The following is a 22148-nucleotide window of genomic DNA, read 5'->3' on the forward strand; positions in this document are numbered from 1 at the left end:
TTCACCGCCATGATCTATACCGCGGCCACCGCCGTGCCGGAAAGCCTGCACAACGCGCCCATCGCCGTGGTCGACGAAGACGTCTCGCCGCTGTCGCAGCGCATCGTCTCGGCCTTCTATCCGCCGCACTTCACGCCGCCGGCCAGCGTCACGCCAGCCCAGGCCGACGCCGGCATGGACCGCGGCCTCTATACCTTCTGGATCAATATCCCGCCCAACTTCCAGCGCGACGTGCTGGCCGGCCGGCCCGCCGAGATCCAGCTCAACATCGACGCCACGCGCATGAGCCAGGCCTTCACGGGCAGCGGCTACATCCAGCAGATGATCAGCGACGAGGTCAATGCCTTCGTCAAGCGCTACCGCAAGGTCGAGACACCGCCGGTGGACCTGGCCATACGCATGCGTTTCAACCCCAACCTGACACAATCGTGGTTTGGTGCGATGATGGAAATCATCAACAACGTCACCATGCTGTCCATCATCCTGACCGGGGCGGCCCTGATCCGCGAGCGCGAGCACGGCACCATCGAACACCTGTTGGTGATGCCCGTCACGCCCACCGAGATCATGCTGGCCAAGGTCTGGTCCATGGGGCTGGTGGTGCTGGTCGCGGCCGGCCTGTCGCTCACCTTCATTGTGCGCGGCGCGCTGCATATCCCCATCGAGGGCTCCATCGCCCTGTTCCTGACCGGGGCCGCGCTGCACCTGTTCGCCACGACCTCCATGGGGATCTTCATGGCCACGCTGGCACGCAGCATGCCGCAGTTCGGCATGCTGCTGGTGCTGGTGCTGCTGCCCCTGCAGATGCTCTCGGGCGGCAGCACGCCGCGCGAGAGCATGCCGGAGTTCGTGCAGGACCTCATGCTGGCCGCCCCCACCACGCACTTCGTGGAGCTGGGCCAGGCCATCCTCTACCGCGGCGCCGGCCTGAACGTCGTGTGGGCGCCATTCCTGGCGCTATTGATCATAGGCAGCCTGCTGTTTGCCTTCTCGCTCGGGCGTTTTCGCAAGACCCTCAGTCAGCTGGCCTGAAGAGGGCCCTCCTTTTCACCTCATCTTGCAAGGAAGGATCATGAAGAAAGCCACCACCCCCCCAAGCAGCCCGCCGGCGGCCTCCCTGTTCGGGGCCAATCTCGCCTATTGCCAGCGGCTGGCCGCGCTGGCCCAGGAAAGCCAGGCCCGCTGGGCCGAACTGGGCCGCCAGGTCTGGGGCGAAAACGCCAGCCGCTACCAGGCCACCCTCGCCCCCCTGGCGCAGACGCGCCATTGGCAGGACCTCGCGCCCGCCCTGGGCGACCTCGCGCGCCAGCAGTGGCAGGAACGCCTGAACGCCGCCGAAGCGGTCGTGCACACCCTGCTCTCCGAGCAGGCCGCCCTGGCCGCCGGGCTGTCCGAAGCCGCCAACACCTGGCTGCAGGACGCCGCCTGCGCCTGCAACGGCCTGGCCGGCTCGCCGGCCGGCAAACTCTGGGCCGGCATGGCCGAACAGATGAGCGCCGCCACCCAGTCGCTGCAGGCCTCGGGGGACAAGCATGGACGCTGAACGCACGGCGCTGGTGACCGGCGGCATGGGCGCATTGGGCCAGGCCGTGGCCCATGCCCTGCATGACGCCGGCCACAAGGTCATCATCACCTGCCACCAGCACGGCGCCGCCGTCGACGCCTGGCTGCAGGCGCAGCAGGCCGGCGGACGCGCGTTCCGCGCCTACGCCGTGGACGTGGCCGACTACGGCTCCTGCCGCCGGCTGGCCGAGACCCTGGCCGCCGACGGGCACGCGGTGGACATCCTGGTCAACAACGCCGGCGTCACGCGCGATGCCAGCCTGCGCAAGATGCGCCCCGAAGACTGGAGCGATGTCTTGCGCACCAACCTGGACTCCATGTTCAACATGACTCAGCCCTTCGTGGACGGCATGACCGCGCGCGGCTGGGGCCGCATCGTCAATATCTCGTCGGTCAATGGCTTCAAGGGCGCGTTCGGGCAGACCAACTACGCCGCGGCCAAGGCCGGCATCCATGGCTTTACCAAGTCGCTGGCGCTGGAGGTCGCGCGCAAGGGCGTCACCGTCAATACCGTGTCGCCGGGCTACCTGGACTCGCCCATGGTGGCGGCCGTGCCGCCCGATGTGCTGCGCGACAAGGTGCTGCCCCAGATCCCGGTGGGCCGGCTGGGCAGGCCCGAAGAGATCGCCGCCCTCATCGCCTTCATATGCAGCGATCTGGCCGGTTTCATGACCGGCAGCAACGTCGCGATGAACGGCGGCCAGTACTGAGGCACGGCGGGCCGGGCCGCCGCGGGCCTGTTCGCGGGGGATTTGCGCGCTGTCAAAGCCGCGCAAATCCCGCTACCCTAAGATGGAATGAGCGGGTTCCATTCACATAACACTCACACAGAGGTTGCCATGCTGAAGATTCTTGTCCCCATAGACGGTTCCGAATGCGCGCTGCGCGCGCTCAATGACGCCATCGGCCTGGCCAAGGAAAGCAGCGGCGGCGCGGAGATCCACCTGCTCAACGTGCAGGTGCCCATCGTCTCAGGCCACGCCAAGATGTTCCTGAGCAAGGAAACCATCGACGCCTACTACAAGGCCGAAAGCGACGAGGCGCTGGCCGCGGCCGTGGCCGCCGCCCAGGCGTCGGGCATCGCCTTCCATGCCGGGATGCGCAATGGCCAGTTTGGCGAAACCATCGCCAACTACGCCAAGGAAAAGCAGTGCGACCGCATTGTCATGGGCACGCGCGGCCTGGGCGCCGTGGGCGGCCTGGTGCTGGGCTCGGTGGCCCAGAAGGTCATCCATCTCTCTCCGGTGCCCGTGACCCTGGTCAAATAAGGGCGCCCGCCGGCGGACCGGGCGGGCTTCGGCCCGCCGCGGGCTTTCAGCCCGCCGGCGCGAACACCCGCAGGCGGTGGCCGTCGGGATCCAGGCCGACAAAGGTGCGTCCGAACTCCATCTGGCACGGCGCCTGCACGATGGGCACGCCGCGCTCGCGCCAGGCTTCAAAGCAACGGTCCACGTCCGCGGGCGCGCCCACGGCAATGCCCAGCTCCACGCCGCCGGCGCTGGCGCGCGGCAGCGGCTGCACCGTGGCGCGCGACCACAGGCCCAGCTTCGCGCCGCCCTCCAGCGCGAAAAGCGCGAAGTCGTCGCTCAGCTCCACGGGCGCCAGCCCCAGGAGCTTTTCATAGAAGGCCGCGCTGGCGCGGGCCGCATCGACATAAAGCAAGGTATAGCTGGGCAGCATGGCGCAGGTCCTTGTTGATGGCTGGCCGCCCACGGCGGCCCGGGCATTGATGCTAGGCGCCAGCGCTGACAGATTCTGTCAGCAGCTAAAAGGCCGGCGCCTCCACCCCCTCGCGCTCGCGCCATTCGCGCAATAGCGCATGGCGGCGGCGCGGGTAGGCCTCCTCGCCCACCTGGCAGTCTTCGATGCGGTCGATCCGGAAGCTGCGGTAGTCCGCGCGCAACTCGCACCAGGCCAGCAGCATGCGCACCTGCTCGAAATACCCCAGTGCGAACGGCCAGACCGCGCGCTGGCTCGAATGGCCTTTTTCATCGCGATACTGCAGCCGCACGCGGCGCTCGGCCCTGATGGCCCGCCGCAGGGCCTGCAACACCTCGTCGTTGCGGGCGTCCCGGGGCACGGCCACCAGCAGCGTCGAACTTTCCATTTCGCTGCGCCGCTCGGCCGGCAATACCGCGGCGATCTTGGCCATGGCCTGCGCCGCGGCCGCGCGCTGCGCCTCATCGCCCCGGCGGGCCACCCAGCGCGCGCCCAGCAACAGGGCTTCGGCCTCCTCGTCCGACAGCATGAGCGGCGGCAGCACAAAGCCGGGGCGCAGCAGGTAGCCCACCCCGGCCTCGCCTTCGATATCGGCGCCCTGCCCGCGCAGCGTGGCGATGTCGCGGTACAGGGTGCGGGCGCTGATGCCCAGCGCGCCGGCCAGCCGCGTCCCCGTCACGGGGTAGCGGTGACGCCTGAGTTCCTGCATCAAGGCCAATAATCGCTGTGCTCGCGCCATGCGCCCTCCCCTGGGTCTGCCGCCGGGCGGCAGCAGCCACGATGATATGAAATATTTACGAGTAATTAACGACTTACCTCAGTACCCCTGTATCGTTTGCGCGGAATTTGCAATAATGACCGCGCCCGCCCCCCCGGGGCGTCCTGTCTCACAATCCTGCCTCATCCAACCGGCGAGACCCAAATGATCAAATCCGACGACACCGGCAAACTGATACTGCGCCTTGCGCTGGGCATCATGATCCTGCTGCACGGCCTGTCCAAGCTGAGTTCCGGCGTGGGCGGCATCGCCGGCATGCTGTCTTCGCACGGCCTGCCCGGCTTCATCGCCTACGGCGTTTATGTGGGCGAAATCCTCGGCCCGCTGCTGCTCATTCTCGGCATCTATTCGCGCCTGGGCGCGTTCTTCGTCTTCGCCAATATGGTGGTGGCGCTGCTGCTGGCGCACTCCAGCCAGTTCGGCAGCATCAACCCGCAGACGGGCGGCTGGGCGCTGGAACTGCAAGGCATGTTCCTCTTCACCGCGCTGGCCCTGATGTTCACCGGCGCCGGGCGATTCAGTCTCGGAGGCTCGGGCGGCCGCTGGAACTGACCGCCACGCCGTCCTCGCGCAAGGGCCCCCTGACCGGGGCCCTTGTGTTTTTGCGGGCCTTACCGGCGCATGCCGATGGCCAGGCGGTTCATGCCGCTCATCAGGGCAATGGCAAAGCTGAGGTCGGCGATTTCGGCATCGCTGAAATGCGCCTTGAGCGGCTCGAAATCGGCATCCGGGGCATGGGTGCGCGACACGTCGGCCAGGGATTCCGCCCAGGCCAGCGCCGCGCGCTCGCGCTCGTCGAAGTGCGAACTGACGTGCCAGCCGGCCAGGCTGTCGAGCTTGGCCTGCGGCACGCCGCCGGCGCGCAGCGCCGCCGCATGCATTTCCAGACAGAAGGCGCAGCCGTTGATCTGCGAGATGCGCAGGTAGATCAGCTCGATGAAGGCCTTGCCCAGGCTGCTTTTTTCCAGGGCTTTCTTGGTGGCGAGCAGGCCTTGGTAGGCCTCGGGGGACAGCGTGCCGTAGGGCAGGCGCAGCGGGGTCATGACAGATCTCCAGTCAGGATGGCGGGATGAAGAAAGGCGGCCAGGGCCCGGCGCGCCAGCGCCAGGTCTTCGGCCTGGGGCGCGAGGCCCTGCAAATACACAAAGCGCACGTCATGCAAGCCCAGGATGGACAGGGCGTAGCGCAGATAGGCCGTCAGGAAATCGGGCTGCCGGGCCTCGCTGCCGAGGAAAGCCGCGCCCGAACGCACCAGCACCAGGGTCGGGCGATCCCGCAGCAGGCCCACCTTGCCATCGGGTGTGACGGTGAAACTGCGCCCCTTGCGCAAGACATAGTCCAGCCACAGCTTGAGCGCCGCCGGCACCGTGAAGTTGTGCATGGGCGTGCTGATCAGCAGCGCGTCGCTGTCCTCCAGCTCGCCGATCAATTGCTCGGACAAGGCAAAGGCCGGATCGTCATGCGCGGCGCCCGAGGTGATGCCCTCGGCGTACTGCGCGCTCAGCGGCGCCAGCGGCTGGCCCGCCAGGCTGCGGGCCCGCACGCGCGGCGCGTCCGGGCCGTCCAACATCTCGCGCACTTGGCGCACGCCCAGCGAACCCTCGCGGTGCGGGCTGCAATCCAGGAAATAAAGCTGCTTCATACCGATCTCGTCTACAGGGCCTGGCGGAAATGCAGGGCCGCCGACAACAGCCCCTGGCGGAAATAAAAGCGCTGCGCCAGCGCATTGCCCAGGCCCGTGTCCAGCACCAGCTGGGCGCAGTCCTCGCGGCGCGCCTGCTCGCGCACGGCGTCGATCAGCATGGCGCCCACCCCGTGGCGGCGGGCCTCGTCGGTGGTGACCAGGTCGTCGATATAGATAAAACGACCGTAGATCAGGTTTTCCTGCAGGCGGTAGCCGGCCAGGCCCACGACCCTGTCGCCACCCCAGGCGGCCAGCAGGCGATAGCCCTGCCCAGCCTGGCGGCGCAATTGCCGGATGTAGGCCTGGACATCGCCCAGATGCGGCCGCAGTTCCCGCATGACGCCGAAACTGGCGAGGCAGTCCGCGTCGGTCTCGATATGGCTCAGTCGGAGGGGACTCATGATGCTCCTTGTGGTCGAGCCGTCACTTTAGGAAAATAATGACCTAGCCATAAGGTGCAAGAATTGATTATTTGACTAGGACATCGTCCATGGACGTGCAGCAGCTGCGGCCCAGCCGCGAGCAAGACGCCCCCATTTATCTGCAACTGTATGGGCGCTTTCGCGAAGCCATCGCGGCCGGCAAGCTGCGGCCCGGCGACCGTGTGCCCTCGGTGCGCAGCCTGGCCAGCGAGCTCAACCTGGCCCGCGGCACCGTCGAGCTGGCCTATCAATTGCTGTCCAGCGAGGGGTATTTCCTGGCGCGGGGGCCAGCCGGCACGGTGGTCTCTCCCCAGCTGGCCGCGCTCGAACCCGCCGGGCCGCCACCCGTCCCGCCCCCGGGCGCGGGACAGCCCCCGGCCGATACCGCCATGCACCCTTGGCCTTTTCAGCTTGGATTGCCAGCGCTGGACGCCTTTCCGCGCAAGACCTGGGCGCGCCTGGCCGCCCAGGCCGCGCGCGACACCAGCATCGAAGCCTTGAACTACCCGGACCCCGTCGGCCACGAGCCCCTGCGCCGCGCCATCTCCGCCTATCTGGGTATCTCGCGCGGGATCGCCTGCAGCCACGAACAAGTCTTCGTCACCCAGGGATACCGGGGCGCGCTGGAGCTGGCCTGCCGCGCCGTCCTGCGGCGCGGCGACCTGGGCTGGCACGAAGAACCCGGCTATCGCTTTGCCCGCGCCTATCTGGAGCGCGCCGGCATGCGGCTCGCCCCCGTGCCCGTCGATGAGCAGGGCCTGTCCGTCGCCCAGGGCCGGCGGATCGCCGAGGCCGCGCGTTTCGCGGTCGTCACCCCCACGCACCAGAGCCCGCTGGGCGTGGCGCTGGCGCTGCCGCGCCGCCTGGCCCTCCTGGAATGGGCCGGCGAGCGCCAGGCCTGGATCATCGAAGACGATTACGACAGCGAATTCCGCTATCACGGCCGCCCCCTGCCCGCCTTGAAGAGCCTGGACCGAGGCGGGCGCGTCCTCTATACCGGCACCTTCAGCAAAGTGCTGTTCCCCGGCCTGCGCCTGGCCTACCTGGTCGTGCCGCTGACGCAGGTCGAGCGCTTTCGCGCCGCGGCCGCGCATTTGCCCGGGCCCGCCCTGGCCCCTCAGGCGGCGGTCGCCCGCTTCATGGAGCAAGGCCACTTCGCCCGGCATCTGCGCAAGATGCGCGCCCTGTACGCCACGCGGCGCGCCTATCTGGCCCAGGCCTTGCAGCAGGCCCTGGCGCGGGACCTGGAAGTGCAGACCCAGGCCGGCGGCATCCATATCCTGGCCCGCCTCAGGCAGGCGAGCCCGTCCGATGCCGCGCTGGCCGCCCGCGCCAGGTCCGCGGGGCTGGCCGTCCAGCCATTGAGCCAATGGCATATGGGCCAGCCCGCCGCCAGCGGGCTGCTGCTGGGCTTCACCAATATCGCCTCGCCCGGGATGGCCGCCGCCCTGGTTGACAGGCTGGCCCGCGCCCTCGGCGGCAGGCCGTAATCGATCGTCACGATTGAATCGTTTCCGAGTGGTTTCAGGGGGAAACGCCCCCTCGGACTTGTGGCCTAATCCTCAGCAGCCAAGAAAAGCGCGCCCTCACCCGCGCATGGCTGCACTGGAGCTTCGCATGATCCCGCGCCCCCGCCACTACTCCTGTCTGTTGAGCCTGGCCCTGCTGGCCGCCACCCTGCCCGCGCATGCCCAGGTAAGCTACGACCCGCCTGATGCGGCCGGCGCGGCGCCCACGGATGCCGATCCCGCCTCGGCCAATATGGCCGCCGTCGCCGTCAGCAACCAGCCGCCGCCGCCGCTGCCCGTCTATCAGCAGCCGCCCGTGCCCGGCGACGGCTATATCTGGGTGCCCGGCTATTGGGCGCGCAACGCCTATGGCTTTTACTGGGTGCCGGGCGCCTGGGTCATCGCCCCCTATGTCGGCGCGCTCTGGACTCCGGGCTACTGGTCCTTCGACCTGGGCGTCTATCGCTGGCATGCCGGCTATTGGGGCCCTCACGTCGGGTTTTATGGCGGTATCAACTACGGCTTCGGCTATATCGGCATCGGCTATGTGGGTGGCTACTGGCGCGACCGCGCGTTCTATTACAACCGCGCGATCACCAATGTGAACGTCACGCGCGTGACCAATGTCTACGTGCACAACGTCACGGTCAACAATATCGACCGCCGCCGCATCAGCTATAACGGCGGCCCCGGCGGCCTGGACCGCCGTCCCACCCCGCAAGAGGAGGCCGCGCGCAACGACCGCCGCACACCGCCCACCCGCGACCAGCTCGATCATGCGCGCTGGGCCGGCAACAATCGCGCCCAATGGGCCGGGCGCGGCGACGGCCCGCGGCAGACAGTCGCCGATGCGCCCATCGGCGGCCCGCGCGCCAATATGCGCTGGAACAGCGACGACTATCGCAATCCGCGCGGGCCCGCCAATGGCGCGCCCGTCGGCAACACCGGCGGCAACCGGCCGGACGATGCCCGTGGCCAGGGCAACCGCCCGTCCGCCGCGCGTCCCGATGGGGCGCGTCCCGACAGCCGCCCCGGCGCCATGCCGGGCGGGCGCCCCGACGCCGGCAACCGGCCGTCCCCAGGCGCCTATCCCCAAGCCGGCCCGGGCAGCGTCCAAGCCGGCCGTCCGGACAACGCCAGCCGGCCGCAACAGGCCAATCGCCCGGACAACCCCAGCCGGCCCCAGCAGGCCAATCGCCCGGACAACCCCAGCCGGCCCCAGCAGGCCGGCCGTCCGGACAACCCCAGCCGGCCGCAGCAGGCCAGCCGTCCGGACAACCCCAGCCGGCCGCAGCAGGCCAGCCGTCCGGACAACCCCAGCCGGCCGCAGCAGGCCAGCCGTCCGGAGCGCATGAGCCCACCGCCGGCCAGACCGCAAGCACAGGAAACGCGCTCACCGCGCCCCGAGAGCCGGCCCGAGGGCCGCGGCCGCCCTGAAGGCGGCGGCGGCCGGGGCGGCGACCGCGGCGACCGCAACTGAAGCCGGCTGCCGGGCCCAAGGCGCCTCACCGGCCGGACGATCCGCTCAGGAGCGGCCGATCAGGGCCAGGTCGTCCTGGTATTGCTTGCGGGCGTCCGCCTCACAGGACTTGCGCTCAGCCGACGGCTGGGCGCGGCAGGCTTTGCGCGCCTCGGCATAAGCCGCATCCGCTTCCTTGCGCGCCGTGCGCTTTCGTTCGGCCGGCGTGCGGTCTTCGCGCTGCCATTGGGGCGGATCCCCGGGCAGGGTCACCGGCGCCGGCGCCGGCGCGCCGCCCGGCGCGGACGGCCCGCCGTACGATGGCGTCTGGGGCGTCTGGTAGCCCGCCGGCGGCGCCTGGCGCTGGTCGGGCGTGGCCGGATAGCCAACCTGCGCCACCTGGGTCTGTGCATGGGCCGACCCAAGCGCCAGGCTGGCGCAGATCAACAACATGAAGCGATGCATGGCAGCCTCCTTGTCTTGACGTGGTCAACGCCTTGAGCGTCGATCCGGGCGCGCGGGCCGTCAAGCCCCGAAGGTAATCGAATGTGTATGCGCCCTGGCAGGCCGTCACATCTGTCTGTAAATTAGAGTCCGACCTCTGCCACACATCCTGCCGCAAGCGGCCATGGAGATCACAATGAAACGACACGCCCTGATACTGGCCGCGGCCCTGGCGCTGGCCGCGCATGGCGGCACGGCGCAGGCCGTGCTGGCCCCGGGCGCCCAGGCCCCCGCCTTTACGGCGCAAGCCTCGCAAGGCGGGCAGGTCTTTGATTTCGACATGGCCCAGGCCCTCAGGAAGGGCCCTGTCGTGCTGTACTTCTACCCGGCCGCCTTTACGCAAGGCTGCACGATAGAAGCGCGCAACTTCGCCGAGGCCATCGACGAGTATCACGCGCTGGGCGCCACGGTCATCGGGGTATCGGCCGACGATATCGAAACGCTCAAGAAGTTCTCGGTCAGCGAATGCCGCGGCAAGTTCGCCGTGGCGGCCGACGCCGACGGCAAGGTCATGAAGGCCTACGATGCGGTCTCGGACAGGCGCCCCGAGTCGGCCAAGCGCACCTCCTATGTGATCTCGCCGGCCGGCAAAGTGGTGTACGAATACACCGACCTCAGTCCCGAACACCATGTGCCCAATACCCTGAAGGCCTTGCGGGACTGGCGCGCCAGCCATCCCTCGGGAGAATAAGGCGCGCCGGAAGCGCTAGCGGGAGGGCGCCGCGGGCGCCTTGGCCGCCGGCCTGGACTGGGCGGGGCCGCCCTCCACCACGCGCAGCGACTTCACCTCGACCTCGGAGGTACCCATGATCTCGCGGTCGAACTCGCCGGAGATCTCTATCTGCGTCTGGTCGTTGATAGGCGTGCCGTGCGGAAACAGATGGGACTCGATATCCACGCGGACCTGGCCCGTGCCGTCGTCGAAGAGGTATTTCTCGTCATTGATCCGCCGCACCAGCCGGCCGCGCAAGACGACGTAAGCGTCGTCCGCTGCGCTGGAAAGCATTTGCCGCACGGTAAGGTTGGGGTCAAAGGCCGGCCCGACATACTGGGCCGTGGCCTGGCCGCCGGCCAGGGACAACAGGATGGCGGCGGCATTGATCAGCAGCAATCGCAAGCGCATGGAATCTCTCCGGAAAAAAAGGCGTACCAGTGTAGATACGCCTCTTTTCAATGCCCGGATTGCCGGCAAAAACAGGACTCCTGCCGTCAGAGAATATCCTGGACCACTTCGGCGGGCCGGCACAGCCGTGCGCCTTTCTCCGTGACCACGAAGGGTCGGTTGATCAGGATGGGGTTCTCGACCATGGCGTCCAGCAGATCCTCGTCCGAGACCTGCGCATCGTCCAGTTTGAGTTCCTGGTAGAGCGGCTCCTTGCTTCGCACGGCCTCGCGCACGCTCAGACCCGATTGCTGGATCAGTCCGGCCAGGGTCTGGCGCGACGGCGGGGTCTTCAGGTATTCGATGACCGTGAGCGCATAACCGGCGTCCTGCAGCGTCTGCAGTACGGTGCGCGAGGTCCCGCAGCGCGGGTTGTGATAGATGGTGGCGGAATGCTTGGCGGACATCTCGGGGGCTCCTGCATAGGGATGGCCCCCCTAGTCTACCCTGCCCGCTCTCACTGGAAGGGCCAGACTGTCGGATGGGTGCCCGGCGGCACCGAAGGCCGCGTCCAGCCGGCCGGCGTCGCCGAGAACTGCGCGGCATGGCGCACGGCGGTCAGCGAACCGAACCCGGACTGCGAGGTTTCGAGCAAGCCCTCGATCGGCGGCATGGGACAGGACAGGCCGTCGGCCACCCGGCCCAGGCCACGCAGCCACAGCGCGGTGCGGGCCAGCGACACGCGCACCTGCCAGCTGCCGCCCTCGGTCGATTGGCGCGCCAGCGCCGCCTGCGCCCCGAAAGCCATCAGAAAACCCGAGGCGTAATCGAGGATCTGTACCGGCAGCGGCTTGGGTTCGGCCTGGCCCGCGGCCTGGGCCTCGGCATGATTGAAGCCCGTGGCCGTCTGCACCAGCGAATCAAAACCGCGGCGGCCCGACCAGGGACCATGGGTGCCATAGGCCGACAAGGACACGTAGACGATGCCGGGACGGATGCGCGCGACTTCTTGCGGACCGAAACCCAGGTCTTCCATGCCGCCTGGCCGGTAACCCTGCACAAAGACATGGGCGCTGCGCAGCAGATTGCCCAGCGCGATCCGGCCGTCGGCCGTCTCCAGGTCGGCGTGCACCGAAAGCTTGCCGCGGCTGGTGTCGATGATGTTGTCGATATTGGGCAGATGGGGCGAATTGACCAGCATGACATCGGCGCCGTAGGCCGCCAATGTGCGCCCGCCTATCGGCCCGGCGATGATGCGCGTCAGGTCCAGCACGCGGATGTCTTTCAGCGGGCGGGCGTCATGGCCGTACTTGGGCAGCGGCCGCGGGTCGGCGTCGCCGATGCGTTCGATGCTCACCAGCGGCTGGCCGGCCAGGGCGGCCGCCTGCGGGTGGGCATCCCATTCCTCGAAGCTGCGCATGGCCGCCACCACCAGGCCCGCATCGGCGGCGACCTGTTCGAACTCCTGCGCCTTCCAGCGCTGCAGCGCCTGCGCGACCGCCTCGCGCGTGGCGCCATCGCCGGTCGGACAGCCCAGCAAGGCCAGGGCCCCATCGCGATGATGGGCGAAGTTGGCGTGGATGCGGACCCAGCCGCCGTCCCCGCAGCGATACGTGCCCGAGATCTTGTCCCAGGGGTTGGGCGTGATGCCGTTGATCGTGAAATAGCTGCGGCACTCCTGGGCGGCGTGCAGCATGTCCACCGTCACGCGCTGGCGCGCCCTGCCGCGCAGATGCCAGAGTTCGGCGGCGGCCAGCGCGGCGGCCGCGATGCTGGTTTGCGCGGCCGTGCCAACGGCGAAGGAAGACGGCAGCACGGGCTCCACGCCACGCAGTTCGATGTGATCGAGCGATTCGTCCGGCAGGCCCGCTTCGCGCCAAATGTCCCGCAAAGCGGCGAGTGAACGGGTCTCGCGGTTGTCGAAAGCGCGGGCCCGGCTAAGGGGCGAACGCAAATCCATCAAATGTCCCATGGCGCAATATCTATATTTCTTTGGCATGACGATTACATGACCCCTTGCAGGGAAACGTCAAGCGCGGCGCGCGCCGGCCTGTTTCATGGTTTGACCGTGCGGGGCCCAAATGCCGCGAAAACGCCGGGGCCTGGCACGCCTGGTCACATCTGTACCGGCCTATTACACAGTGGCAAGGCGGCCCGCTAGAATGACGCCCCTGTCCTCTTCCCGGCCGACGACGATGCAAACCCTGGTCTGGCTGCGCAGCGATCTGCGCCTGCACGACAACCCGGCGCTGGCCGCGGCCGCCGCCCAAGGACCGGTCCGCGCCGTGTTTCTCGCCGCGCCTGGCCAATGGCGCGCGCATGGCGACGCTCCCGCCAAAGTGGATTTCTGGCGCCGCAATGTGCTGGCGCTGGGCCGGTCGCTGGGCGAGCTGGGCATCGCGCTGGACGTGCTGCCGGTGCACGACTGGTCGCAGGCGCCGCAAGCGCTGGCCGGTTTCTGCGCCACGCATGACATCGGCGCGGTCCACGTCAATGCCGAATGGGCACTCAATGAGCAGCGCCGCGACCAGGCCTGCGATGCCCGGCTGCGCGTTGCGGGCATCACCTTCACGCGCCACCATGGCGCCACCCTGCTGCCGCCGGGCAGCGTGCGCACGGGCAAGGGAGATCCCTACCGGGTGTTCACCCCCTATGCGCGCGCCTGCCGCGAGATTCTGCGCGCCGCGCCGCCTGCCGCGGTGCGCGCCCCCAAGGCCCAGGGCCCCGCCCGCGAGATGCCGCCCCTGCCTGCGAGCTGGCCCGAAAGCGCCCACACCCTGGCCGCGCTCTGGCCGGCTGGCGAAGCCCATGCCCACGAACGCCTGCGGGCCTTCCTGGACAAAGACCTGGCGCGCTATCACGAACGCCGCGACTTGCCGGCCGTGCCGGGCACCAGCGCCCTGTCGCCCTATCTGGCCTGCGGCGTGCTGTCGCCGGCCCAATGCCTGCGCGCCGCGCTGCGCGCCAACCAGGGCGAGATCGACACCGGCCAGGCCGGCGCGCGCGCGTGGATCACCGAATTGCTGTGGCGCGAGTTCTACCAGCATCTGCTGGCGGCCTATCCCGGCCTGTCCATGCACCAGCCCATGCGTCCGGAAACCGCCCGCCTGGCCTGGCGCGATGCGCCCCAGGACCTGGCTGCCTGGCAAGCCGGCCGCACCGGCATACCCATCGTCGACGCCGCGCAGCGCCAGTTGCTGGCCACCGGCTGGATGCACAACCGGCTGCGCATGGTGAGCGCCATGTTTCTGTCCAAGAATCTCTTGATCGACTGGCGCCTGGGCGAGGCCTGGTTCATGAACCACCTGGTGGACGGCGACCTCGCGGCCAACAACGGCGGCTGGCAATGGAGCGCCTCCACGGGCGCGGACGCCGTGCCTTATTTCCGCGTCTTCAATCCGGTCACCCAATCGCGCAGATTCGATCCGGACGCGGTGTTCCTGCGGCGCTGGCTGCCCGAGCTGGCCGGCCTGGACGACAAGGCCATCCACGACCCCACGGCGGACGAGCGCCGCGCCGCCGGCTATCCCGAGGCCATCGTCGATCTGAAGCACAGCCGGCTGCGCGCCATCGAGGCCTACGCGCGCCTGCCCTCGGCGCAGCCCTGAGGGGCTGCCTACAGCCCTTGCTTGTCGAGGCGGCGCAGAAAGACCGTCAATTCCTTGACGACCTGCTGGTCGCCGTGGCCGCGCGCCGCCGCCATGCCCGACTCCCAGGCCTGGCGCGCGCCGGCCGCATCGCCGGCCTCCAGCAGGGCGCGGCCCAGCCATTTCCAGGCCACGGAATAATTGGGATCGAACGCCAGCGCGGCGCGCAAGTGCTCGATGGCCGGCGCAGGGCGTTGCGCCTCGACGTAGGCCTTGCCCAGGGAAAAACGCAACAACATGTTGTCCTGCCCCTTGGCAAGCATGGATTCCAGGCGTTCTGTCAGGCCTTGCATGTCGCTGATACTCCAGAAAAACACGTGTACGGATCCAGGCCATGATAGCGGCGCGCCCGCTGCAAACAGGGAAAAACCATCTGTGTCGTGGCGTTTCAGGCGGGCCTGGGCCGGGAATTTATCGGCCATAGTACGGTCTGATTTCCGTCTTTCCCGGCGAGCCCGACCATGTCCTTGTCCTTGCCCCGCCCGCGCCATGCCCTGCTTGCCCTTTTGCTGGGCGCGAGCGCCCACGCGGCCGACGTCCCCGCCGACCTCTACGCGCGCGTGGACCGCATCACCTGGGGCGCCACGCCCGAACTCCTGGCGCAGGCCAGGCAGCAGGGCTTTGAAGCCTGGCTGCAAGGGCAGCTCAAACCTTCGGCCCAGCCGGCCCTGCCCCCCGACGTCGCCGCCCGCATCGCCGCCCTGCCGATCTCCACCACGGATTCGGCCCAGGCCATCGTGGCGCTGCGTGAGCGCAGCGAGGCGGACAAACGGATCACGGATCCCGATGCGCAGTTGCAAGCCCGCCGCGACACCAACAAGGCCATCCGCGAGCGCGGCGAGCAGGCGCGCGAACGCGCCGTCTGGCTGGCGCTGTACTCGCCCAACCAGCTGCAGGAGCACATGACCTGGTTCTGGATGAACCACTTCAATGTCTGGCTCAACAAGGGCTATGTCGGCGCGGTGCTCGATGACTACGAAGCCCGCGCGCTGCGGCCCCGCTCGCTGGGTAAATTCCGGGACCTGCTGGAGGCGACGCTGCGCTCGCCGGCCATGCTCATGTACTTGGACAACGCCGCCAGCCGCGTGGGCAAGATCAATGAAAACTACGCCCGCGAACTCCTGGAGCTGCACACCCTGGGCGTGGATGGCGGCTACAGCCAGCGCGACGTGCAGGAGCTCGCCCGCATTCTGACCGGCGTGGGCGTCAACGCGACCGGCAAGCCGCGCCGGGCCAAGGGTCCCCACGCCGCCGATCTCATCAGCGACGGCCTGTTCGAGTTCAACCCCGCCGCCCACGACTATGGCGACAAGGTCTTGCTGGGCCACGCGATCAAGGGCCGGGGCTGGGCCGAGGTCGAGCAGGCGCTGGACATCCTCGCCAGCCATCCGGCCACGGCGCGGCACATCAGCCGGAAGCTGGCCACCTTCTTCGTGGCCGACACGCCGCCCAAGGCCCTGGTGGACCAATTGAGCCGCGCCTTCACGCAGAGCGATGGCGATATCGCCGCCGTGCTGCGCGTGCTGTTCAATTCGCCGGCCTTTGCCGCCTCGCTCAAGGACGGCAAGTTCAAGGACCCGGTGCACTACGTTTATTCTTCGCTGCGCCTGGCCCTGCATGACCAGCCTGCCCTGTCCAACGCCCGGGCCGTCGCCAACCTGATCTCCACGCTCGGCCAGCCGCTCTACGGCCGCCTCACGCCCGACGGCTATCCCTTGACCCAGAACGATTGGGCCGGCTCCGGCCAGCTCAACGCGCGGTTCGAGGCCGCCCGCGCCATTGCCGCGGCGGCCGGCGCCTTCTATCGTGACAAAGACCAGCCCATGCCTCGCATCAAGCTCTCGCGCCTGTCCGAGGCCTATGGCCAGCCCTCGCCCTTTGACCAATGGCCGGCCGCCAGCCGCGACGCCATCGCGCAGGCGCGCAGCGTGACCGACGCCAATACCTATCTGCTGGCCGCGCCGCCCTTCATGCGGCGCTGAACCTCCTGACTTCCGAGACCCGCCATGAAGCGCCGTGACTTCCTCGCTCTCGCCGCCAGCCTGCCGCTGACGCTGCATGCGACCCGCCTGCTGGCCGCGCCTGCCACCGACCAGCGCCTGCTGGTGGTATTCATGCGCGGCGCCTACGACGCCGCCAGCCTGCTCATTCCCCAGAACGACTTCTATTACGAAAGCCGCTCCACCATCGCCATTCCGCGCGCCGGCAGCGCGGGCGCCGCCGCCCTGCCCCTGGCGGATGACTGGGGCCTGCATCCGGCGCTGGCCGACTCCCTGCTGCCTTACTACCAGCGCGGCGAGCTCGCCTTCCTGCCCTTTGCCGGCACCGACGACGTCACCCGCAGCCACTTCGAGACCCAGAACCGCATCGAGCGCGGCGCGGCGGCGGCCGACGGCGCGGGCCGCCAGACCTCGGGCTTCCTGAACCGACTGGCCGCGCAGCTCGGCATGCCCGCGGCGGCTTTCACCCAGGACGTCCCGCAGATCTTCCGCGGCCAGGCCAGCGTGCCCAATATCAACCTGGCCGGTTCGGCCCGCAAGGCCCGCCTGGACGATGACCACGACCGCGTCATCGCCAATATGTACCAGGGCACGGGCCTGGCCTCCACCGTGGCCGAAGGGATGGAGATCAAGGGCGCGGCGCAGCGCATGGATGCCGAGCAGAAAGAAGCCAACGGCAAATCCCTCACCGTCACGCGGCTGCAGGCCGAGGCGCGGCGCATCGCCGGCTTCATGCGCGACCGCTATAACCTGGGCTTCGTGGACGTCGGCGGCTGGGACACCCACGTCAACCAGGGCGGCGTCCAAGGCCAGCTCGCCGGCAAACTGGACCAGCTGGGCCAGGCCCTGGCCTCCTACGCCCAGGCCATGGGCCCGGCCTGGAAGCAAACCACGGTGGTGGTCATCAGCGAGTTCGGCCGCACCTTCCGCGAAAACGGCACGCGCGGCACCGACCACGGCCACGGCACCGTCTATTGGGTCATGGGGGGCCAGGTGCGCGGCGGACGCATCGCCGGCGAACAAGTGGCCGTCCAGCCGGGCAAGCTGTTCCAGGACCGCGATTATCCCGTGCTCAACGAATACCGCGCGGTGTTCGCCGGCCTGTTCTCGCGCCTCTACGGCCTGGACAACAAACGGCTGGCCGCCATCTTCCCCGGCGTGCGCCCCCAGGACCTCAAGCTGGTCTGAGTCCGGCCTGGCCCGCCCGGCGCGGGCCGGGCTACACTTTCGGATCGGGGCCCGCGCGGCCCCTCATCTATTCGGAGGCACAGCATGTCCACTCTTTATGACTTCAGCGCGGCATCCCTGGACGGCGCGTCCGTGCCGCTGTCGCAATGGCGCGGACAGGTGGTGCTCGTGGTCAACGTGGCCTCGCAATGCGGCTTTACGCCGCAGTACTCCGGCCTGGAGGCGCTCTACCAGCGTTTCGGGGAGCAGGGCTTCGGCGTGCTGGGCTTTCCCTGCAATCAATTCGGCCGCCAGGAGCCGGGCGACGCCGCCGAGATCCGCCAGTTCTGCGACACGCAGTACGGCATCAGCTTCCCCATGTTCGCCAAGATCGATGTCAACGGCAGCGACGCCCATCCGCTGTACCGCTGGCTCAAGGAACAAAAACCGGGCGTGCTGGGCACCGAGGCCATCAAATGGAATTTCACCAAATTCCTGGTGGGCCGCGACGGGCAGGTCATCGCCCGCTATGCGCCCACCGACGCCCCCGACAGCCTGGCCGGCGATATCGAACGCGCCCTGGCCGCTCCGTCCTCTCCCGGGGCCGCCTGACGGCGCGCGCGCCGCTTCAGGCCGCCAGGGGCGGCAAGCGCCGCTTGATGGGCGAGGTCTTGACGATGGCGGTATTCGTCTCCGCGTAAGCGGTAATGCGCTCCAGGATGCCGTCGAGTTCGGAAATGGAGCGCAGGACCAGCCGGGCCACGAAGCAGTCGTCCCCGGTCACCTTGTCGCACTCGACAAAAGCGTCGATGGCCACGATAAGCGCCTCGACCTTGCGCAGCTGGCCCGGCAGCGGCCGGATCCGCACGATGGCGGTCAGCTCGTAGCCCAGGGCGGCCGGATCCAGCTCCACTCGGTAACCCGTGATCACGCCCTGCTCCTCCAGGCGCCGCAAACGCTCGGTCACGCTGGGCGCCGACATGCCGACCTGGCGCGCCAGCTCGGCGATGGGGCTGCGCGCCTGACGGTTCAGGCTGGCGATGAGGCGGCGATCCACCGCGTCAAGGACGGGTTTATCGTTGTGCAAGGTTTTTTCCATTTTTTCCTGCTTATCGAAGGAAGATCCGGAATTTATTCTCTCATTATGCATGCAACAAAGGAATTGCGGCTGGGATAATTTTTCCAAGAGAACTTGTTCCGGAGTCCGCCATGCACACCCTCAGCGCAACACCCGCCACCGAAACCACCGGCCTGTGGCAGATGGCCGCCGCCATGACGCTATCCGGCACCATCGGCATCTTCGTGCTGGAATCGGGCCAGAGCGCCTGGAACGTCGTCTTCTTCCGCTGCCTGTTCGGCATGCTTGGCCTGGCCGCCTACGCGCATCATCGGGGCATGCTGCGCCATCTGCGCCTGTCCCGGCGCGATTGGGCGCTGGCCCTGCTGTCGGGCGCGGCGCTGGTGATGAACTGGGTCCTGCTCTTTTCCGCCTACCGCCTGGCTTCCATTTCGCTGGCCACGGCGGTCTACCACGTGCAGCCCTTTCTGCTCATCGGCCTGGGCGTGCTGGTATTGCGGGAGAAGCTCAGCCGCGCGCGCCTGGCCTGGACGGCGCTGGCCTTCGGCGGCCTGCTTCTCATCCTCCGATGGCAGGACGGGCCGGCTCCCGGCGGCTATCTGCTCGGGCTGTCGCTGGGCCTGGGCGCGGCCGCCTGCTACGCGCTGACCGCGCTCATCGTCAAGCAGCTCAAGCACGTCCCGCCGCAGGTGCTGGCGCTGGTCCAGGTCGGCCTGGGCGTCGTGATGCTGCTGCCCCTGGCCGACTTCTCCGCGCTGCCCGCCGCGCCCGCGCAATGGGCCTGCCTGCTTGCCCTGGGCCTGCTGCACACCAGCCTCATGTATATCCTGATGTATTCGGCCATCCAGCGCCTGCCGACCACCAGTGTGGCGGCGATGAGTTTCATCTATCCGGCGGTGGCCATTCTGCTGGACCTGGCCGTCTACGGCCAGCGCCTGGGCGCCTCGCAATGGCTGGGCGTGGGGGTGATCTTCCTGGCCGCGGCCGGCGTCACCCGGGCAGGCCGCCGATGAGGCCGGACGGCCGCGGCGGGTAGCCGCGGCGCGCTATCATGCTCGGATTCCGCAGGCGCCTGCCATGGCGCCGCCCCTGCCCGGAGCCCGACATTGAGTGACACACTGAGTTTCCGGCGCGCCCGCGCCGCCGACCTTCCCGTCCTCGTCGCCCTGCTGAGCGACGATACGCTGGGCCGCGGCCGCGAAGATCCGTCGCAGCCGCCCAATCCGGCCTATGCGCGGGCCTTCGAGGCCATCGATCGCGACCCCAACCAGCTGCTGGCGGTGGCCGAGCGCGCCGGCAAGGTCGTCGGCTGCATGCAGCTCAGCTTCATTCCCGGCCTGTCGCGCCTGGGCGCCTGGCGCGGCCAGATCGAGAGCGTGCGCGTGGCGGCCGGCGAACGCGGCGCCGGCACCGGCCGCGCCTTTTTCGAGTGGGCCATCGAACAATGCCGCCAGCACGGCTGCGCTCTGGTACAACTGACAACCGACAAGCAACGCGCCGACGCGCAGCGCTTCTATCTCGCGCTGGGCTTTCATGCGACCCATGAGGGCATGAAGCTCGCGCTGCACTGACGGAGGGTCCGCCCATGCATGGCGAATACAAAGTCCCGGGCGGCAAACTGGTGGTCGCCGATCTGGCGGTCAGCAACGGCCTGCTCGCCGATGTCCGCATCAGCGGCGATTTCTTCCTTGAACCGCCCGAGGCGCTGGAGGCCATCAACCGCGCCTTGACCGGCCTGCCGGCCGAGGCCGGCGAGGCCCAGCTGAGCCAGGCCGTGCGCCAGGCGCTGCCGGCCGAGGCCGAGCTCTTCGGCTTTTCCCCCGAAGCCGTGGCCGTGGTCGTCCGGAGGGCCCTCGCATGAGCCGCCCCGACTGGAAGGATTACCGCTGGCAGCTGGTGCACGAGGGCCCCCAGGAGCCGCTGTTGCACATGGCCCTGGATGCCGCCATCACCGACGAAGTGGGCGCCGGCTTGCGCCCGCCGACGCTGCGCATCTGGGAGTGGGCCGCGCCCGCCGTGGTGATCGGCCGCTTCCAATCGCTGCGCAACGAAGTCGATCCGCAGGGCGCGGACCGGCACGGCGTGCGCGTGGTGCGCCGCGTGAGCGGCGGCGGCGCCATGTTTATCGAGCCGGGCAATTCCATTACCTACTCGCTGTCCGTGCCCCAGGAATTTGTCGCCGGCATGAGCTTCCAGGAGTCATACGCCTTCCTGGACTCCTGGGTCATCAAGGCCCTGCACGACCTGGGCATCAAGGCCTGGTACCAGCCCCTGAACGACATCGCCTCCGAAGGCGGCAAGATCGGCGGCGCAGCCCAGGCGCGGCGCGGCAAAGCCGTGCTGCATCACGTCACCATGTCGTACGATATCGACGCCGACAAGATGGTGGAGGTGCTGCGCATCGGACGCGAGAAGCTATCCGACAAGGGAACGACCAGCGCCAAGAAGCGCGTCGATCCCCTGCGCAGCCAGACCGGCCTGGCGCGCGAAGCCATCATCGAACGCATGCTCCAGACCTTCGCCGCCATGGCGCCGCTGGAGCCGGTGGCGCTGGCCGCCGGCACGCTGGCCGAGGCGCGCCGCCAGGTCGACGAAAAGTTCGGCACCCCGGAGTGGCTGACACTGGTACCTTGAACCCGGCGGCGGCGCCTTCCGCGCCGCCGGGTGTTTTGCATCAAAGAGGCCTTATGCCCCAGATCCGTACGCGGTTTCCCTTATTCCCGTCCCGGCTGGCCGCCTGCGCCAGCCTTGCCTTGCTGGCGGCCTGCGGCAGCGCGCCGCCGGCCAACATCAGCCTGCCGGCCGCCGGGTCGCCGCAAGCGACCGCCAGCGCCAGCATTGGCGACGTGAAGACACAGCGCATCGAATGGAAAGGCGTCAAGCCCGGCTGCACCGGGGAGTGCCCCACCATAGAAATCGACAGCGTGGCCTTTCCCGACATCCCCAAGCTATCGCAGGCCGTCGACCACATCCTGGCCAGCCTGACCGGCGTGGACAGCAATCTGCGCGGCCAGTACGACACCCTGTCGGAATACACGCAATATTTCTGGCGCAACGCCCAGGGACGCGACGCCACGCTCTTCAAGGCCAGCGTCAAGGACGTGGCCCAGGGGGTGGTGTCAGTCGAACTGCACACCAGCCAATACTTCACCGGCGCCGCGCACGGCATCCCGGCCACGCTCTATCTCAATTGGCAGCTGGCGGGCGGCCGCCTGCTGCGCCTGGACGATCTGCTCATCCCCGGCCGCCGTCCCGGCTATGTGCAGGCCTTGCAGCAGGCGCACCAGAAGTGGCTGGCCGGCAACGAGGACGCCAAGCGCGATCCGGCAGCCTACAACCGGATGTGGCCTTTCCAGGAAACCGACAACGTCGCCGTCACCCGCGAAGGCCTGGTCGCCAAATACGACGCCTATTCCATTGCCCCCTACTCCCATGGCGAGCCGGAACTGCTGCTGCCCTGGAGCGTGCTGCAAGGCGTGGTCAAGCCGGAGCTGCTGGGCGGCCAGCCCTGAGCCGG

28 protein-coding genes are annotated in these 22148 nt (G+C 68.6%); 17 read left to right on the plus strand and 11 right to left on the minus strand.

Annotation, left to right across the window (positions count from 1 at the left end; translation table 11 throughout):
- From AXA74_RS21145 to AXA74_RS21160, 4 genes are all read left to right on the plus strand, one after another.
- A partial coding sequence (locus tag AXA74_RS21145; protein WP_060833315.1) for an ABC transporter permease occupies positions 1-1032 on the plus strand: 1032 nt, incomplete at its 5' end.
- 40 nt (positions 1033-1072) lie between these two features.
- Positions 1073-1543 carry a hypothetical protein gene (locus tag AXA74_RS21150; RefSeq protein WP_029581132.1) on the plus strand — a complete coding sequence of 157 codons (471 nt, stop codon included), beginning with the start codon at positions 1073-1075 and terminating at the stop codon, positions 1541-1543.
- Positions 1533-2273, plus strand: a complete 741-nt coding sequence (gene phbB / locus AXA74_RS21155; RefSeq protein ID WP_029581133.1) for an acetoacetyl-CoA reductase — start codon at positions 1533-1535, stop codon at positions 2271-2273. Before AXA74_RS21150 ends, phbB begins: the two co-directional genes overlap by 11 nt.
- A gap of 129 nt (positions 2274-2402) precedes the next feature.
- Positions 2403-2831, plus strand: coding sequence for a universal stress protein (locus tag AXA74_RS21160; protein WP_029581134.1), 429 nt, complete (start codon positions 2403-2405; stop codon positions 2829-2831).
- Between the two features lie 46 nt (positions 2832-2877).
- Here the strand turns inward: AXA74_RS21160 and AXA74_RS21165 are convergent, their stop codons facing one another.
- The gene (locus AXA74_RS21165; protein ID WP_032979252.1) at positions 2878-3243 is read right to left on the minus strand and encodes a VOC family protein; all 366 of its coding nucleotides are present in this window, start codon (positions 3241-3243) and stop codon (positions 2878-2880) included.
- 85 nt (positions 3244-3328) lie between these two features.
- Entirely contained in the window at positions 3329-4021 is a 693-nt protein-coding gene (locus tag AXA74_RS21170) for a helix-turn-helix transcriptional regulator (RefSeq protein WP_032955136.1), read from the minus strand.
- A gap of 183 nt (positions 4022-4204) precedes the next feature.
- Between AXA74_RS21170 and AXA74_RS21175 the strand changes: the two genes are divergently transcribed.
- Complete coding sequence (locus AXA74_RS21175; RefSeq protein ID WP_029581137.1) at positions 4205-4612, plus strand: DoxX family protein; 408 nt, start codon at positions 4205-4207, stop codon at positions 4610-4612.
- Between the two features lie 59 nt (positions 4613-4671).
- Here AXA74_RS21175 and AXA74_RS21180 read toward each other — a convergent pair whose 3' ends face one another.
- The 3 genes from AXA74_RS21180 to AXA74_RS21190 are packed head-to-tail and all read right to left on the minus strand — an operon-like array spanning position 4672 to position 6145.
- The gene (locus AXA74_RS21180) at positions 4672-5103 is read right to left on the minus strand and encodes a carboxymuconolactone decarboxylase family protein (protein WP_029581138.1); all 432 of its coding nucleotides are present in this window, start codon (positions 5101-5103) and stop codon (positions 4672-4674) included.
- Positions 5100-5702, minus strand: a complete 603-nt coding sequence (locus AXA74_RS21185; protein WP_029581139.1) for an FMN-dependent NADH-azoreductase — start codon at positions 5700-5702, stop codon at positions 5100-5102. The genes AXA74_RS21180 and AXA74_RS21185 overlap by 4 nt, the downstream gene beginning before the upstream one ends.
- A gap of 11 nt (positions 5703-5713) precedes the next feature.
- Positions 5714-6145, minus strand: a complete 432-nt coding sequence (locus AXA74_RS21190; RefSeq protein WP_032955134.1) for a GNAT family N-acetyltransferase — start codon at positions 6143-6145, stop codon at positions 5714-5716.
- An 89-nt stretch (positions 6146-6234) separates the two neighbouring features.
- On the opposite strand from AXA74_RS21190, the gene pdxR reads away from it, so the two are divergent.
- Both pdxR and AXA74_RS21200 read left to right on the plus strand, forming a co-directional pair.
- The gene (pdxR, locus tag AXA74_RS21195) at positions 6235-7656 is read left to right on the plus strand and encodes a MocR-like pyridoxine biosynthesis transcription factor PdxR (protein ID WP_032973220.1); all 1422 of its coding nucleotides are present in this window, start codon (positions 6235-6237) and stop codon (positions 7654-7656) included.
- A gap of 127 nt (positions 7657-7783) precedes the next feature.
- Complete coding sequence (locus tag AXA74_RS21200; protein ID WP_032955132.1) at positions 7784-9154, plus strand: YXWGXW repeat-containing protein; 1371 nt, start codon at positions 7784-7786, stop codon at positions 9152-9154.
- Between the two features lie 45 nt (positions 9155-9199).
- Here the strand turns inward: AXA74_RS21200 and AXA74_RS21205 are convergent, their stop codons facing one another.
- A complete protein-coding gene (locus AXA74_RS21205) occupies positions 9200-9598 on the minus strand; it encodes a hypothetical protein (RefSeq protein ID WP_029581143.1) in 399 nt (132 codons plus the stop codon).
- Between the two features lie 175 nt (positions 9599-9773).
- Here AXA74_RS21205 and AXA74_RS21210 point away from each other — a divergent pair, with 175 nt between their 5' ends.
- Positions 9774-10328: a peroxiredoxin gene (locus tag AXA74_RS21210; RefSeq protein WP_032979251.1), complete on the plus strand. Its 555-nt coding sequence runs from the start codon at positions 9774-9776 to the stop codon at positions 10326-10328.
- 15 nt (positions 10329-10343) lie between these two features.
- Here the strand turns inward: AXA74_RS21210 and AXA74_RS21215 are convergent, their stop codons facing one another.
- The 3 genes from AXA74_RS21215 to AXA74_RS21225 form a co-directional block, all read right to left on the minus strand.
- Complete coding sequence (locus AXA74_RS21215; RefSeq protein ID WP_029581145.1) at positions 10344-10760, minus strand: NirD/YgiW/YdeI family stress tolerance protein; 417 nt, start codon at positions 10758-10760, stop codon at positions 10344-10346.
- 86 nt (positions 10761-10846) lie between these two features.
- Positions 10847-11206 carry an arsenate reductase (glutaredoxin) gene (gene arsC, locus AXA74_RS21220; RefSeq protein ID WP_029581146.1) on the minus strand — a complete coding sequence of 120 codons (360 nt, stop codon included), beginning with the start codon at positions 11204-11206 and terminating at the stop codon, positions 10847-10849.
- A gap of 50 nt (positions 11207-11256) precedes the next feature.
- Positions 11257-12699, minus strand: a complete 1443-nt coding sequence (locus tag AXA74_RS21225) for a CoA transferase (RefSeq protein WP_048940169.1) — start codon at positions 12697-12699, stop codon at positions 11257-11259.
- Positions 12700-12901: 202 nt separating this feature from the next.
- Between AXA74_RS21225 and phrB the strand changes: the two genes are divergently transcribed.
- Positions 12902-14347: a deoxyribodipyrimidine photo-lyase gene (gene phrB, locus AXA74_RS21230; protein ID WP_223850536.1), complete on the plus strand. Its 1446-nt coding sequence runs from the start codon at positions 12902-12904 to the stop codon at positions 14345-14347.
- An 8-nt stretch (positions 14348-14355) separates the two neighbouring features.
- Here phrB and AXA74_RS21235 read toward each other — a convergent pair whose 3' ends face one another.
- Positions 14356-14679, minus strand: coding sequence for a tetratricopeptide repeat protein (locus AXA74_RS21235; protein WP_080666634.1), 324 nt, complete (start codon positions 14677-14679; stop codon positions 14356-14358).
- A 168-nt stretch (positions 14680-14847) separates the two neighbouring features.
- Here AXA74_RS21235 and AXA74_RS21240 point away from each other — a divergent pair, with 168 nt between their 5' ends.
- The 3 genes from AXA74_RS21240 to AXA74_RS21250 all read left to right on the plus strand — a co-directional run bounded on the left by AXA74_RS21240 (position 14848) and on the right by AXA74_RS21250 (position 18165).
- Positions 14848-16368 (plus strand): DUF1800 domain-containing protein, encoded by a 1521-nt coding sequence (locus tag AXA74_RS21240; protein WP_029581150.1) that lies wholly within the window; start codon positions 14848-14850, stop codon positions 16366-16368.
- A gap of 24 nt (positions 16369-16392) precedes the next feature.
- Positions 16393-17574 (plus strand): DUF1501 domain-containing protein, encoded by a 1182-nt coding sequence (locus AXA74_RS21245; RefSeq protein WP_029581151.1) that lies wholly within the window; start codon positions 16393-16395, stop codon positions 17572-17574.
- An 84-nt stretch (positions 17575-17658) separates the two neighbouring features.
- The gene (locus tag AXA74_RS21250) at positions 17659-18165 is read left to right on the plus strand and encodes a glutathione peroxidase (protein ID WP_032955130.1); all 507 of its coding nucleotides are present in this window, start codon (positions 17659-17661) and stop codon (positions 18163-18165) included.
- Positions 18166-18181: 16 nt separating this feature from the next.
- Here the strand turns inward: AXA74_RS21250 and AXA74_RS21255 are convergent, their stop codons facing one another.
- Positions 18182-18652: an Lrp/AsnC family transcriptional regulator gene (locus tag AXA74_RS21255; RefSeq protein ID WP_032955129.1), complete on the minus strand. Its 471-nt coding sequence runs from the start codon at positions 18650-18652 to the stop codon at positions 18182-18184.
- A 110-nt stretch (positions 18653-18762) separates the two neighbouring features.
- Here AXA74_RS21255 and AXA74_RS21260 point away from each other — a divergent pair, with 110 nt between their 5' ends.
- The 5 genes from AXA74_RS21260 to AXA74_RS21280 all read left to right on the plus strand — a co-directional run bounded on the left by AXA74_RS21260 (position 18763) and on the right by AXA74_RS21280 (position 22143).
- Positions 18763-19644, plus strand: a complete 882-nt coding sequence (locus tag AXA74_RS21260; protein ID WP_029581154.1) for a DMT family transporter — start codon at positions 18763-18765, stop codon at positions 19642-19644.
- Positions 19645-19737: 93 nt separating this feature from the next.
- Positions 19738-20202 (plus strand): GNAT family N-acetyltransferase, encoded by a 465-nt coding sequence (locus AXA74_RS21265; protein ID WP_029581155.1) that lies wholly within the window; start codon positions 19738-19740, stop codon positions 20200-20202.
- A gap of 14 nt (positions 20203-20216) precedes the next feature.
- Positions 20217-20492, plus strand: a complete 276-nt coding sequence (locus tag AXA74_RS21270) for a lipoate protein ligase C-terminal domain-containing protein (protein ID WP_032955128.1) — start codon at positions 20217-20219, stop codon at positions 20490-20492.
- Positions 20489-21265: a lipoate--protein ligase family protein gene (locus AXA74_RS21275; RefSeq protein WP_029581157.1), complete on the plus strand. Its 777-nt coding sequence runs from the start codon at positions 20489-20491 to the stop codon at positions 21263-21265. Before AXA74_RS21270 ends, AXA74_RS21275 begins: the two co-directional genes overlap by 4 nt.
- A gap of 53 nt (positions 21266-21318) precedes the next feature.
- A complete protein-coding gene (locus AXA74_RS21280; protein ID WP_029581158.1) occupies positions 21319-22143 on the plus strand; it encodes an RsiV family protein in 825 nt (274 codons plus the stop codon).
- Positions 22144-22148: the final 5 nt, after the last annotated feature.

Origin of the sequence: Bordetella hinzii LMG 13501 (genome assembly GCF_001548475.1) — a bacterium.
GTDB classification, from domain to species: Bacteria; Pseudomonadota; Gammaproteobacteria; order Burkholderiales; family Burkholderiaceae_B; genus Bordetella; species Bordetella hinzii.

What these genes read in the sequence shown, in the direction of transcription:
- AXA74_RS21150 (WP_029581132.1), top strand. Translation starts at nt 1,073, where the DNA reads ATGAAGAAAGCCACCACCCCCCCAAGCAGCCCGCCGGCGGCCTCCCTG.
- phbB (WP_029581133.1), top strand. Translation starts at nt 1,533, where the DNA reads ATGGACGCTGAACGCACGGCGCTGGTGACCGGCGGCATGGGCGCATTG.
- AXA74_RS21160 (WP_029581134.1), top strand. Translation starts at nt 2,403, where the DNA reads ATGCTGAAGATTCTTGTCCCCATAGACGGTTCCGAATGCGCGCTGCGC.
- AXA74_RS21165 (WP_032979252.1), bottom strand. Translation starts at nt 3,243, where the DNA reads ATGCTGCCCAGCTATACCTTGCTTTATGTCGATGCGGCCCGCGCCAGC.
- AXA74_RS21170 (WP_032955136.1), bottom strand. Translation starts at nt 4,021, where the DNA reads ATGGCGCGAGCACAGCGATTATTGGCCTTGATGCAGGAACTCAGGCGT.
- AXA74_RS21175 (WP_029581137.1), top strand. Translation starts at nt 4,205, where the DNA reads ATGATCAAATCCGACGACACCGGCAAACTGATACTGCGCCTTGCGCTG.
- AXA74_RS21180 (WP_029581138.1), bottom strand. Translation starts at nt 5,103, where the DNA reads ATGACCCCGCTGCGCCTGCCCTACGGCACGCTGTCCCCCGAGGCCTAC.
- AXA74_RS21185 (WP_029581139.1), bottom strand. Translation starts at nt 5,702, where the DNA reads ATGAAGCAGCTTTATTTCCTGGATTGCAGCCCGCACCGCGAGGGTTCG.
- AXA74_RS21190 (WP_032955134.1), bottom strand. Translation starts at nt 6,145, where the DNA reads ATGAGTCCCCTCCGACTGAGCCATATCGAGACCGACGCGGACTGCCTC.
- pdxR (WP_032973220.1), top strand. Translation starts at nt 6,235, where the DNA reads ATGGACGTGCAGCAGCTGCGGCCCAGCCGCGAGCAAGACGCCCCCATT.
- AXA74_RS21200 (WP_032955132.1), top strand. Translation starts at nt 7,784, where the DNA reads ATGATCCCGCGCCCCCGCCACTACTCCTGTCTGTTGAGCCTGGCCCTG.
- AXA74_RS21205 (WP_029581143.1), bottom strand. Translation starts at nt 9,598, where the DNA reads ATGCATCGCTTCATGTTGTTGATCTGCGCCAGCCTGGCGCTTGGGTCG.
- AXA74_RS21210 (WP_032979251.1), top strand. Translation starts at nt 9,774, where the DNA reads ATGAAACGACACGCCCTGATACTGGCCGCGGCCCTGGCGCTGGCCGCG.
- AXA74_RS21215 (WP_029581145.1), bottom strand. Translation starts at nt 10,760, where the DNA reads ATGCGCTTGCGATTGCTGCTGATCAATGCCGCCGCCATCCTGTTGTCC.
- arsC (WP_029581146.1), bottom strand. Translation starts at nt 11,206, where the DNA reads ATGTCCGCCAAGCATTCCGCCACCATCTATCACAACCCGCGCTGCGGG.
- AXA74_RS21225 (WP_048940169.1), bottom strand. Translation starts at nt 12,699, where the DNA reads ATGGATTTGCGTTCGCCCCTTAGCCGGGCCCGCGCTTTCGACAACCGC.
- phrB (WP_223850536.1), top strand. Translation starts at nt 12,902, where the DNA reads ATGACGCCCCTGTCCTCTTCCCGGCCGACGACGATGCAAACCCTGGTC.
- AXA74_RS21235 (WP_080666634.1), bottom strand. Translation starts at nt 14,679, where the DNA reads ATGCAAGGCCTGACAGAACGCCTGGAATCCATGCTTGCCAAGGGGCAG.
- AXA74_RS21240 (WP_029581150.1), top strand. Translation starts at nt 14,848, where the DNA reads ATGTCCTTGTCCTTGCCCCGCCCGCGCCATGCCCTGCTTGCCCTTTTG.
- AXA74_RS21245 (WP_029581151.1), top strand. Translation starts at nt 16,393, where the DNA reads ATGAAGCGCCGTGACTTCCTCGCTCTCGCCGCCAGCCTGCCGCTGACG.
- AXA74_RS21250 (WP_032955130.1), top strand. Translation starts at nt 17,659, where the DNA reads ATGTCCACTCTTTATGACTTCAGCGCGGCATCCCTGGACGGCGCGTCC.
- AXA74_RS21255 (WP_032955129.1), bottom strand. Translation starts at nt 18,652, where the DNA reads ATGGAAAAAACCTTGCACAACGATAAACCCGTCCTTGACGCGGTGGAT.
- AXA74_RS21260 (WP_029581154.1), top strand. Translation starts at nt 18,763, where the DNA reads ATGCACACCCTCAGCGCAACACCCGCCACCGAAACCACCGGCCTGTGG.
- AXA74_RS21270 (WP_032955128.1), top strand. Translation starts at nt 20,217, where the DNA reads ATGCATGGCGAATACAAAGTCCCGGGCGGCAAACTGGTGGTCGCCGAT.
- AXA74_RS21275 (WP_029581157.1), top strand. Translation starts at nt 20,489, where the DNA reads ATGAGCCGCCCCGACTGGAAGGATTACCGCTGGCAGCTGGTGCACGAG.
- AXA74_RS21280 (WP_029581158.1), top strand. Translation starts at nt 21,319, where the DNA reads ATGCCCCAGATCCGTACGCGGTTTCCCTTATTCCCGTCCCGGCTGGCC.